This is a genomic window from Acidovorax delafieldii 2AN (assembly GCF_000175235.1).
Taxonomy (GTDB): Bacteria; Pseudomonadota; Gammaproteobacteria; order Burkholderiales; family Burkholderiaceae_C; genus Acidovorax; species Acidovorax delafieldii_B.
Map to the genome: position 1 here is coordinate 1 of NZ_ACQT01000121.1, position 11,077 is coordinate 11,077.

Annotated in this window: 9 protein-coding genes and 1 pseudogene; 4 read left to right on the forward strand and 6 right to left on the reverse strand. The window is 59.1% G+C overall.

Annotation, left to right across the window (positions count from 1 at the left end):
• The 5 genes from traG to ACDELDRAFT_RS14280 form a co-directional block, all read right to left on the reverse strand.
• A partial coding sequence (gene traG, locus ACDELDRAFT_RS14260; RefSeq protein WP_005797973.1) for an IncP-type conjugal transfer protein TraG occupies window positions 1-1,122 on the reverse strand: 1,122 nt, incomplete at its 3' end.
• Window positions 1,123-1,403: 281 nt separating this feature from the next.
• Window positions 1,404-2,291: a LysR family transcriptional regulator gene (locus ACDELDRAFT_RS14265; RefSeq protein WP_005797975.1), complete on the reverse strand. Its 888-nt coding sequence runs from the start codon at window positions 2,289-2,291 to the stop codon at window positions 1,404-1,406.
• A 138-nt stretch (window positions 2,292-2,429) separates the two neighbouring features.
• Window positions 2,430-3,830 (reverse strand): NAD(P)/FAD-dependent oxidoreductase, encoded by a 1,401-nt coding sequence (locus ACDELDRAFT_RS14270; protein ID WP_005797976.1) that lies wholly within the window; start codon window positions 3,828-3,830, stop codon window positions 2,430-2,432.
• The gene (locus tag ACDELDRAFT_RS14275) at window positions 3,827-4,135 is read right to left on the reverse strand and encodes a (2Fe-2S)-binding protein (protein WP_005797978.1); all 309 of its coding nucleotides are present in this window, start codon (window positions 4,133-4,135) and stop codon (window positions 3,827-3,829) included. Before ACDELDRAFT_RS14275 ends, ACDELDRAFT_RS14270 begins: the two co-directional genes overlap by 4 nt.
• Window positions 4,104-5,231 (reverse strand): NAD(P)/FAD-dependent oxidoreductase, encoded by a 1,128-nt coding sequence (locus ACDELDRAFT_RS14280; RefSeq protein WP_005797980.1) that lies wholly within the window; start codon window positions 5,229-5,231, stop codon window positions 4,104-4,106. The genes ACDELDRAFT_RS14275 and ACDELDRAFT_RS14280 overlap by 32 nt, the downstream gene beginning before the upstream one ends.
• Before the next feature lie 293 nt (window positions 5,232-5,524).
• On the opposite strand from ACDELDRAFT_RS14280, the pseudogene ACDELDRAFT_RS26220 reads away from it, so the two are divergent.
• Window positions 5,525-6,019 (forward strand): annotated as a pseudogene (locus tag ACDELDRAFT_RS26220) (hypothetical protein); the annotation flags it as partial.
• A 63-nt stretch (window positions 6,020-6,082) separates the two neighbouring features.
• Here ACDELDRAFT_RS26220 and ACDELDRAFT_RS14290 read toward each other — a convergent pair.
• Window positions 6,083-7,036: a LysR substrate-binding domain-containing protein gene (locus ACDELDRAFT_RS14290; protein WP_005797982.1), complete on the reverse strand. Its 954-nt coding sequence runs from the start codon at window positions 7,034-7,036 to the stop codon at window positions 6,083-6,085.
• A 276-nt stretch (window positions 7,037-7,312) separates the two neighbouring features.
• Here ACDELDRAFT_RS14290 and ACDELDRAFT_RS14295 point away from each other — a divergent pair, with 276 nt between their 5' ends.
• The 3 genes from ACDELDRAFT_RS14295 to ACDELDRAFT_RS24195 form a co-directional block, all read left to right on the forward strand.
• Window positions 7,313-8,296 carry a Bug family tripartite tricarboxylate transporter substrate binding protein gene (locus ACDELDRAFT_RS14295; protein ID WP_005797984.1) on the forward strand — a complete coding sequence of 328 codons (984 nt, stop codon included), beginning with the start codon at window positions 7,313-7,315 and terminating at the stop codon, window positions 8,294-8,296.
• A 150-nt stretch (window positions 8,297-8,446) separates the two neighbouring features.
• Window positions 8,447-9,601 carry an NAD/NADP-dependent octopine/nopaline dehydrogenase family protein gene (locus ACDELDRAFT_RS14300; RefSeq protein ID WP_232504777.1) on the forward strand — a complete coding sequence of 385 codons (1,155 nt, stop codon included), beginning with the start codon at window positions 8,447-8,449 and terminating at the stop codon, window positions 9,599-9,601.
• A 290-nt stretch (window positions 9,602-9,891) separates the two neighbouring features.
• A partial coding sequence (locus ACDELDRAFT_RS24195; protein ID WP_005797987.1) for an ABC transporter substrate-binding protein occupies window positions 9,892-11,077 on the forward strand: 1,186 nt, incomplete at its 3' end.

Here is an 11,077-nt window from a genome sequence, read left to right on the forward strand (position 1 = left end):
CAGCGAAACGGGATGCTCCGCAGAAATGAGATCAGCGATGCGCCAGTCGCACCGTGAGGTAACTTCGGCCACCGTGGGATCACGGTACAGCCCCAGGAAACTCATGGCCGTGGACAGCACGCCCGAACGCTCGTTCTCGCTCTTGTTGAGGACTTCGCGCGCGGCTGAGGCGACCACAGGATGGGGACCTTCGCCCACATGGAACGTGGTCATCATGCGGTGCAACGTCAGCTCGAAGGGACATGCCGGATCCGAGAGAAAGTTGGCTACGCCCCGCAGGGTTTTGTCTTCGCCCGCGTAGAGCACATGGAGAATCGCGCCGACCAACAGTGCGTGGCTGGTCTTCTCCCAGTGGTTACGCCGCTCCAGTGCGCCTTCGGGATCCACCAGGATGTCGGCGATGTTCTGTACATCGCGGACTTCGTGCATTCCTCGCCGGACTTCGAGCAGCGGGTTGTAGGCGGCCGAGTGCGCATCGGTCGGGTTGAACAGGAGACAATGCGAGAAGCGGGCCCGCCAGCCGGTCGTGAGCGACCAGTTCTCGCCCTTGATGTCGTGGATGACGGCGGAGCCTGGCCAGGACAGCAACGTGGGTACCACAAGACCCACACCTTTGCCCGAGCGCGTGGGCGCGAAGGCCATCACATGCTCGGGGCCGGCGTGCCGCAGATAGCGCTCGTCCTGACGGCCAAGGAAGACGCCGGCAGAATCAAGCAGGCCGGCCCTCCTGATGTCTTTGCTCTCGGCCCAGCGCGCGGAGCCATAGGTGGTCACGCGGCGCGCCAGGCGCGAACGCCATATCGCCATGCCGATTGCCACGCCGGTGGCGAGCAGTCCGCTCCCCGCAGCGATGACGCCGCCACGCAGAAAGATGTCCGGCGCGTAGGCCTCGTACCAGTACCACCACTCGAACAGCTTCCAGGGCTCGTAGACCTGCAGGCCTGCGACGTCGGCCCAGACCGGCCCCAAGCCTGGCTGATAGCCCAGCATATGGGCCGTCCACTGTGTGGCACTCCACACGCCGCCCAGGGTGACGCCGAGCACGGCCGCGATCTGGCCCAGCAGGATGCCCGTCTGGACGTTAGAAGTCCCGCCTTCGCTATTTCCGGATCGAACCGCCATGTCCATCCCCTTCGGCGCTCAGTCGCGCCACGCGCATGTGCGCCCCATGGCGCGCATGGCACGAGTCTGGAATCGCTGGGCCGTGCAGTACACCCACGAGGGCGTAGCTCAGCGAAGGCTGGCGGGTTTGTCGCGAGAAAGCGCAGTTAGCTGGCTGGATTCCATAAAGCCAAGGCTCGAATTGCCCCAGCGTTTCACAACACGAGCATCCCTGTCTGCACGTCCTATGTCCAAGGCCGATTCGGCCAAGCAGCGTTCATGGTTGCCGTGGACGGTAACTTTCATGACAAATCGCTGACGTGGGCGAGGAAGCGCTGCAATGGTTCGGAGATACCGAAGCGCTGGTGCTTGTACAACACGAATGTGGTAATGCGTTCCTCCTCGGCCAGCGGCAACGCGAGCACATCGTCGCGCTGCAGTGCCCACGTATGACCGGCATCGGCCAGACCCACGCCAGCGCCGGCCGCGATGCGCGTTACGTAGCCCGACAGCGTACTGGCGGCACCCGAAGGCGTAACCTGCTCGGCATAATTCCGCACGATGGTTTGCATCTGGGCAAGGAGACCGGGCAGGCGTTCCTCATTGCAGGACAGCAGCGGAAAAGCGAGGAGGTCGGACAGTGGCATCACGGCGTGTCTGGCGAGCTCGTGATCCCGCGGCACCAACGCCATGACACGGTAATGCCAGGCGGGCGTCTGCGCGATGGCGTGGTCGTCCGGGACACCAAATGAAAATCCCACATCGACCTCCTCGCTTTTGAGCGCACTGGTCAGCTCGCGAGCCCGCATCTCCGCAATCTCGAGAGGCACCTCGGGTGCAACCAAGCGCCAGCGGTTGAGGCACTCGGACAGCTTGGGTTGCGCGATGCCGTCGGCAATGCCGATGCTGAGCGGAGCCTGGTATAGGGCATGAGTCTGGCGTACCGTTCGTTTAATGCGCTCCATCCGGACCAGGAGCATGCGGCATTCTTTGAGCAGCTTGTGCCCGGCCGGCGTGAGCTGAAGCGCTCGCGGTAGGCGAACTAACAACCGGACCCCCAGCTCATCCTCAAGATCCCGAATAGCCCTCGACAACGGACTCTGGTCAATGTGGATGCGCTCGCTGGCCCGTCGGAAGTTCAGTTCCTCGGCGACGACGACAAAGTAGCGAAAGTGTCGCAGCTCAATCATTCAAGCCTCATCACATTCCTGTCGTTCGCCTCCGCATCTCGACTCAGAATCCCTTCGTGACTGCTGGCCCCCCAACTTCAAAGTCACGTCGGCGCTGCTTAAACCGCGCGGCACCAGTTCACCGCTTCTGGTATTTTTTCATTTCACGTCCTCTTCAAGACTTAAGGACGCCAACTCACCCAGGGTCAGGGGTTTGAGTGGTGGTCGGATACGGTAGAAGCCCACCTCCGAGACATGCTTCTTCTGCTCGGCAGCCACGATGTGCGCCACGGTGTAGCCGCACTGCCGCCCCTGGCACGGGCCCATGCCTGCACGTGTGAACGCCTTCATCTGGTTGGGCCCAAGCGGCGTCAACGCAGCGGCCTTGCGGATGTCGCCCGCAGTGAGCTCCTCACAACGGCAAACGATGGTGTCGTCAGAAGGTTCAAAGATCTCCGCGCGCGGCGGGTAGAGCGCGTCCAGCATGGGTCGCAGGCGCAGGGTGCTGTGCAGTTGTTGGCGCAATGCGGCACTTTGTTCCAGAGCCGACTCTGCCGACAGGTGCCCTGCCTGTTTGGCTGCGCCAACGGCTGCAAGATCCCCTCGCACACACGCAGCTTTGGCGCCCCCGATGCCCGCGCCATCGCCAGCCACGAAGAGGCCTTGCTTGCTCGTCTGACCATGTTCATCCAGCACTGGAACGAGGCAGGACTGCTGATGGTTCCATGTGTGCGAACAGCCCAGGGCTTGCGTCATGTGGATGGAGGGGATGATTCCCTCGTGCGACAGCAAGACATCGGCTGGCACGCGTTGGACCTTTCCATTGGCCGTCGTGTACTCCAGAGTCTGCAGCTGCCCCTGGCCCAAGGCCCTCAAGGCGGTGACGCCACGAATGCGCCGAACGCCAGCATCGCGAAGTTCTCGCATCCACTGCAAACCCTTGACGATTTCACCGCGCTCCAGCAGCGCGGCCCCAGCCCATGGCATCGCACGTCGCCACTCGCCGCGTGGCGACGTGTCGAGCCAGCCGGCGACCTTGCCCCCAGCGCGGACCAATTGCGCGATGTACAGCAACGGCAATGGACCACTGCCGGCCACCCACACCGGCTTTGCAGGGATTTGACGCGAAGTCTTGAGCAGAATTTGGGCCGCACCCACCGTCAGAACACCCGGCAAGGTCCAGCCTGGGAACGGAGCTGGCCGCTCCTGAGCTCCGGTTGCCAGGATGACCTGGTCGGCACGCACGCACTCGGTGTTGCCATCGCGCTTGGTGAAGATGCGCCATCCGGGTTCAATCTGCCAAACCTGAGTCTGCGGCTCGTACATCGCGCCACTGGCGTGAAACCTGCCTGCCAAGTCAGCGCCCGCCCGGTACTCTGCACCTAAAAGGTCTCCAGTACTCGTCGGGGCCACGGTTTCGACCGCGCGCCAAATCTGCCCACCGACCGCCGGCTGTTCATCCAGGACGAGAACCGACAGGCCATACGAGCGCAGCCGAATGGCGGCATGCATGCCCGCGGGGCCAGCGCCGATGATTGCAACGGATACGTGCCGTGTCATACGCCTACCCTCCGGCGGCCAAGCTGGCGTTCGACGCGCATCCCCTCTTTGACCGTCACAAGGCATGACTGCGTTGAGGGCATCCCATCAACAACCGCCAGGCAGTCAAAGCAGACACCCATCATGCAGAACGGAGCGCGCGGGCTCTCCAGCACTGGCGTGGTCCGGCTCGCCGCTGACTTCTCGCGCAGCAGGACGCCCGCCACCGACTCGCCCTCCTCCGCCTTCACGGGCTGCCCATCTATGTAGACCGTCAACAGCGACGGTGCTGCATCAGGCAGTTTTCTGAACATTGAATCGGTCATGGTGGAATACGCTGAGGTTGGCAGGAAGCGCGCCGGCCGCGATAGCTTTGGCGTAGGTACCCGCATGGAAGGAAGCGAGGGTTACCCCGGAATGGCAGGTGGCGACATCCACGCCCGGATGGCTGACAGATTTGGCATAGACCGGGTGGCCGTCGGGCGTCATCACTCGCAATGACGACCACTGGCGGACAAGGCGGACACCTGCCAAGTCGGGCAGGATGCGCAGCGCCTTCTTCGTCATCCGCACCGCACCTTCGGATGTCGTCGAGAGATCGAAACCCACCTCTTCCGTGGTGACGCCAATCATCACGGTGCCTTCGCTGGTTTGACGAAGCCCACTGGCTGGAATCGGAAGAAGAGGAGCGACGCGCTCCGTGACCAGAATTTGGCCCCGCTGGGGGCGCAAGGGCACGTCAAGACCAACGGTTCGCCCCAACTCGATGGCACCCAACCCAGCAGACAGGACGACACGCGGAGCGTAAGCCTTGAAGCCGGCCGTTGCTACCTCGAAACCCCCACCAGGAAGCATCGAGATGCCGGTCACCTTGGCGTGGTTCTTGAGGGTGCCGCCCTTTCGCTGGAAGGCCGCCTGCAGCGCAGCAAGAAGCCGCAGTGGGTTCACCTGGCCATCGTGCTCGCCGAAACTGGCCCCCGCGACATCTTTTCCCAGCCTCAAGCCAGGAAACCGGCGTTCGAGTTCGGTCCTCTCGAGAATCTGCGTGGAGATCGGAAGCTCAGGAGTCTGCTCATGCCAGGCTTTCATCCTTGCAGACCGGTCAGAGAGCTCCGCATCGCTCAGGCAAAAGAACAAGCCGCCGTCTTGCTGATAGGCGAGCGAGATGCCGCTGTCGGCCTCCAGCCGCTGGGCAAATGCAGGCCATTGCTTGCACGCCTCAATGGACAATCGGTGGTAGTCAGGGTCGCCATAGCCTTTCCCGTGCGCCCATACGAGCCCGAAGTTGGCCTTGGCTGCACGAAGGTCGGTGTCCTCACCATCGAGCAGCAGCACCCGAAGTGTCGTTTGGGAAAGACCGTATCCGAGGGCAGACCCGACCATGCCGGCGCCCACCACGATCACATCGAACTCATTGCTCATTGATCGCGCGCTCCGTGTTTGGCTCGCAAAAACTTTCATCGTCTTGAACTTCAAAAAAAACTGATTCGGCGTGTTGCGATGCTCATCGACCCAAGCATCAGCTGAGTGAATCTTACGAACAAGTGGTTTGCTTCCAAAGAGGAATAACCACTATCAATGCTTTTTTAAAATAATTTGCATGTCAATCGCAAGCAATTGATTTATAAGCATTTTTTTATAATTGTTGCTCATACAAATAGCATCAAACCATGATCCAATGTCTTTTTGCTATTTCCTAACGCACGCCGTAGCGGCTTACCGATTGGGTCAAGCGTGCCGAGGTTGATGGCATGGTCCACGCCATGGCGAAACCAGCAGCGAAGCACAGAGGATGAAGGAGCTCAAGCGCAAGGTTCAAGGAACCGCGACGAGCCCATGAGATATTGAGCTGGCAGATGCGTTGACGACGAGGCGGAGTTCGACCGGCTTTTGCAGCCGTGAGCGCTCTGATTGACCCGCATCGCAATGTCTTCGGGGTCAAGTCACTCTGCAAGCTTTGGAGGTTGGTCCTTCAGCGTATCAGCGCCATGCCGTGCTGCTACGCGAGCCCACAGGCGCTGGACCCGCTCCACATCACTACCAAAGATGCCAACACACCATGCCTGCCGGACCTGGCCAACAGGCGGTTTCATGTCCAAGTGCTCAACCGGTAAGAGGTCAGCCACTCTACGTATATCTCCAGCTGGCAGGGCTGGTATGTGGCCTTCGTCATCGACGTGTTGGCTCGTCACATCGTGAGCTGGCGGGTACCAGCACACCGCGAGGACTGGACGCGCGGGGAGCATGAATTTGGCCGGCTTGATTGCGTTGCCCTAACGCTTCACGCTGCTTCCCAAGCCATCTCCACGCACGATGCGTTTGGCGGGCACCATCTTGCGAATCTCCCTGCGTGCGTGATCGATGAATGGCTTGAGGATCAGCGTCGATGCATGCTTCGGGGATATCACCATGGAGTAATCTACGACGATCTCTGGTTCAAAAGGGATGAATTTGAGAAGGCTGCCGCTGTACCCGCTCGCGGAGAGGGGATCAATGATGGAGAGTCCGGCGCCAGCCTCAGCCAGCTTGATCACGACCGAAGATATTTGCGTCTCGACATTGATCCGGCGGCTGACACCGTGAGAGAGCATCAGCGAGTCGATCTTGGTGCGCACTTCCATCAGCGGTGCCATCGCGATGAAGCTTTCACCTTCGAAATCTTCTGGATGCAGAACTTTGCGAGCGGCAAGTCGATGTCCGACAGGGATCACAGCCACCATCTTGGCTGAGACAAGGATTTCACTGTTGCCATGTCGCGTGGTTCGCATGGGGATCATGGCGAAACCCAGGTTGCATCGTCCGCTCTGCACCATGTCCAGGACTGTTTCAGAGCTATGCATGTGCATCGTGACCAGCGTCTCTGGGTGCTCGAGCGTGAAGCTTGCGATGGCATGCGGCAGGAACGACATGGACATGTTCGGGGCAGCAGCGATTTCCAGGTGGCCCAGCTTGAGGGCCTTGATGCCTGATGCTGCATTCGCGATCCGTTCAATGCCCATCAACGAGTGGTTGACGTCGGCAAAAAGTAGCGCGGCTTCCGGCGTTGGAACCAGGCGACCTTTGTCACGAGAAAAGAGCGAGATGGCTATGCGCTCCTCCAAGTCGGCAACCAGGCGAGTGACAACAGGCTGAGTCACATCGAGCATTTCGGCCGCCCCCGTGACGGTCTTTCGCACCATGACGGCGCGAAACGCTTCCAGATGCCGAAGGGTAATTCTTTTATCCATAGTATTTCAGCATGGGATCATTCTTACTTGCTATTGTACTCACTTTGTAAATTCATTTACCCCAATTAAAACAACCACTTATCTTCGAAATCACGGGGTATTGTAGAACGACATTGATCATGGTTATCACCCTGGAAACAGTACCGATTCCTTCTTAACATGAGTGACGTTTACGCACGCCTCTCTGGTATCGAGCGCACACCAGGGAGCGCACCCGAAGGACGATGAGCCCGTCGTCCGCTGTAGCGCCTAGTCATTGGAGCCAGGAGAGTTTTTATGCGAATGAATGTTTCGACGGTGAAGCCCAAGAGCGTGTTTCTGATTCTTAGTTGCGCTGCCGCACTGCATGCGGCGCATGCTGCCTATCCAGAAAAGCCAGTGCGGTGGGTAATTCCAGGCGCGCCAGGTGGCTCCGTGGACTCGGTCGCACGCATTGTTGGACCGGCAGTTGCCGCGCGCTGGGGCCAACCTGTCATCATCGACAACCGGCCGGGCGCGACTGGAACGATTGCCAACGATGCTACGGCGAAGGCCCCACCAGATGGGTATACCTTGGGGCAGGCAAGCATGTCCACTTATGTGATGGCCAACCATGTGCTCCCGCGGGTGCCATATAAGCCCAAAGAAGATTTCATCAACATTGCGAAGCTGTGCACAAGCCCGTACTTGCTCGCTGTGAATCCGAACCTTCCGGTCAAATCGGTTGCCGAGCTTGTTGCATACGCAAAGTCTCGGCCCAACGAGGTTTTCTATGGATCGTCTGGAAACGGGTCCGCTCTTCATGTGGTGACAGAGCTTTTTCGATCGAGTACGGGCGTCAACATCACTCACGTACCCTACAAAAGCGTCCCAGCCTCTGAAATGGACCTCATCGGAGGACAGATCCATATGATGATCGGGAACTTCGCCTCGATGCAGCCGCACGTCCAGTCTGGAAAACTTCGCGCCCTTGCGATTACCAGCCCCAAGCGATCCCCCTTGATGCCAACAGTGCCTACTATGGCCGAAGCTGGCGTGCCCGCCGCAGAGATCACAACCTGGGTAGGCTTGATGGCTCCCGCGAAGCTTCCCGCCGAGTTGGCAACCAGAGTTCACGCGGAGTTCAGCGCAGCGGTGCGCGATCCAAAAGTGATCAAGCAACTCGCAAATATCGGGTGTGATGCTGACCCGATCTCCATGGAAGCCTTTGACCGACTCGTGAAGTCGGACAACGAAAAATGGGGTGCCGTGATCAAGCAAAACAACATCAAGGCGGACTGACGAGAACAGGTGGCGCGGAGCTTTGACTTCTGGCGACAGCTTGCGCTGCCGCTCGACTTCAGCCATGCCTAGATGAAGGCTCGCGCTTGCCGATCGGCAATGCCTTCCGTGCGGCCCCGTGTTGCCGCCAAGCAGGAGGTCTGCTGATCAATGAAGAAGCTGCACTGCTGGTGTGAATCGCAGACAAGGGGCGCTTCGGGTCGTGCCATCGGCGACGGGTCGACCGATGTGCCCATACAAGAAAAAGGAACGGAAATGAGAGTCGCCATCCTGGGCGCCGGCGCCATTGCCTATGGAAACGCCGCTTTGATGTGCCAGAACGGGCACGACGTGATCCTCTGGTCTCCTTCAGGGAGGCGTACTGCGGCGATTGCAACCGGAGCACCTTTGCATTCAAGTGGTGCCGTGTCTGGAAGCTACCACCCGCGCATTGCCACGAGTTGCGCGGATGCGCTGGCCGAGGCCGAGGCCGTCGTGATTGCAGTGCCCGGCTACGGCCATCGGTTCATCATCGAATCCGCGGCACCCCATGTGCGTGACGATCAGGTCATCGTGTTCAGCTCGCATCTGTCTTTTGCTGCGCTCTACTTGAATCAGTTGCTCGGCGAACGAGGCATTGCAGTGCCGATAGCGACGCTCGCGACAACTGTCACGACCGGGCGACAAACGTCACTCGACACCGTCTACGTGGGAGCGATCCGAGCACTTCTTGACGTTGCAGTTATCCCCAAGGAGAGCACGGCTCGTGGGATAGAGGTCTGCCGCACACTGTTCGGGGATCGGTTTCAGCAGCAGACTGGTTTGCTGGCCATCTCTCTGAGCAATTTGAATCCGCAGAATCACCTGGCCATCGCTCTGTGCAACCTGACGCGGATGGAACTGGGTGAGAAGTGGGGACAGAACGAGAACATTACCCCCGCCGTAGCACGCTTCATAGAGGCTCTCGACCTGGAGCGCCTGGCAATCGCTCACGCATTTGGACTGAACGTGCGCACCGTTCAAGAACATTTCCGCCTATCGAACGACGTGCCGTTGGGCACTCTTCATGAGATGGTGCAGCACCGTATGCAACGGCCTGGACCATTCGGTCCCACCTCACTGGACTCTCGGTACGTGACCGAGGACATGCCGTTCGGTTTAGCACCGACCATCAGCATCGCGCACATTGCAGGCGTCAAGGTCCCGCTACACGAGAGTGGACTTTGCCTCATGTCTGCACTCTATGGTCGTGACTTTGCTGCGGAGAACGACATCCTGCCCAGCCTTGGAAGGCTGACGCGAGAGATGCTCGCCGAGTTGGGATAGTCCAACAAGAAGGCTATCGAAAAAATCATAACTCCAAGCATGCTTTGCACGAATCGAGTGGAAAGTGTGCGCTGCGGATCGCGATGGACTGCAAGGCGCAAACCACAGCGATAGCTGTAGCTATCGCCAGGATTAGTAACGCCGCAGACCCACTGAGCCCGCAGATGCACACGGCGCGATGATTCGTGCAAAGGCTCCTTGGGGGTCGCTCACTGCGGCTGGGTCAGCCCAGCGTCTGGAGAGTATCGCGAAAAGCTCAATTTGTCAGCACGCATTGCAGGAGCAATCTGATGGTTCAAGAATCAACAAATAGCCTTTGTTCAAGAACATTTTTAGCTGATCTTCTAAGGCCCGCCGGAGGCATCGGAGGCTTGTCAAGGTCGATGATTGCCACGGCGCTTTTCGCGATCTTCGTCGTAGCGAACTCCGCCTGCGCAGCAACGCTTGTTGTTGCTCAAGTCGGACCGATGTCAGGACTTCATGCAACCCAGGGCAGTGCATATGCAGCAGGGATGCAGTTGGAATTTGAACGAGTCAACAGTTCCGGTGGAGTGAATGGGCACACCATAACCCTTGTAAAAAGGGATGATGCTGGGCGCCCCCAAGACACCGTCGGCTTGACCAAACAAGCTTTGGCAGAAAACCAGCCTATTGCGCTTGCCGGGTACTTCGGCAGCGAAAACATCCGACAACTGCTTGCCTCCGGGCTCCTCGATAAATGGGGAATCGCTTTGGTGGGATATCGGGGCTCTGAACTCAGATCAGATTCTCCAAATCTGTTCAGCGTCCGTGCCGGATTGCGCGAGGAACTGAACAAGATAACGGAGCATCTAGGAATGATCGGGATCACTCGCCTTGGCCTCCTGGTCGAAGCGGGCCCTGAGTTCGATGTTGTTGTATCGGAAACCGACCGAGCCGCTAAGGCCGCAAAGCTTACAGTCGACGTTCGCGCCTCATACCCTGCAAAAACCGCCAGCGTTGCGGAAGCAGTAGGCGCTTTCCTTCGCCGCCCCCCACAAGCAATCATCATGGTGTCCAGCGGCGCAGCATCCGCCGCGTTTATCGAACAGTATCGCGGAGTGGGAGGAGCCGCTCAACTTTTTGCACACTCAGGTGCCGACATTGAGCAGTTGTCCAAACGATTGGCGGAGGAGCAGATGCAGGGAGTAGCCATCGCTCAAGTGACGCCAAGCCCCTACAAAATTACAACGCGACTCGCAAAAGAGTTCAGCAATGCTGTCGCCAAGACCAAACATCTTGAGGTTCCAGTAAGTTTCTCCATGATGGAAGGTTTCATCACGGCACGTGTGATCACCGAGTCCATTCGTCGCCAAGGCCCGAATCCCAGTCGCAAAGGGGTACTGGCTGCGCTGCAGGACATGGGTGATTTTGACTCTGGAGGCTACTTGGTGAGCTATAGACCAGGGCAGCAACTCGGCTCACGCTTTGTCGAACTTTCCATCGTTACAGCCTCTG

Coding starts and splice junctions, on each gene's coding strand:
- ACDELDRAFT_RS14270 (WP_005797976.1), bottom strand. CDS start 3,830: ATGACACGGCACGTATCCGTTGCAATCATCGGCGCTGGCCCCGCGGGC.
- ACDELDRAFT_RS14290 (WP_005797982.1), bottom strand. CDS start 7,036: ATGGATAAAAGAATTACCCTTCGGCATCTGGAAGCGTTTCGCGCCGTC.
- ACDELDRAFT_RS14300 (WP_232504777.1), top strand. CDS start 8,447: ATGAAGAAGCTGCACTGCTGGTGTGAATCGCAGACAAGGGGCGCTTCG.
- ACDELDRAFT_RS14295 (WP_005797984.1), top strand. CDS start 7,313: ATGCGAATGAATGTTTCGACGGTGAAGCCCAAGAGCGTGTTTCTGATT.
- ACDELDRAFT_RS14265 (WP_005797975.1), bottom strand. CDS start 2,291: ATGATTGAGCTGCGACACTTTCGCTACTTTGTCGTCGTCGCCGAGGAA.
- ACDELDRAFT_RS14275 (WP_005797978.1), bottom strand. CDS start 4,135: ATGACCGATTCAATGTTCAGAAAACTGCCTGATGCAGCACCGTCGCTG.
- ACDELDRAFT_RS14280 (WP_005797980.1), bottom strand. CDS start 5,231: ATGAGCAATGAGTTCGATGTGATCGTGGTGGGCGCCGGCATGGTCGGG.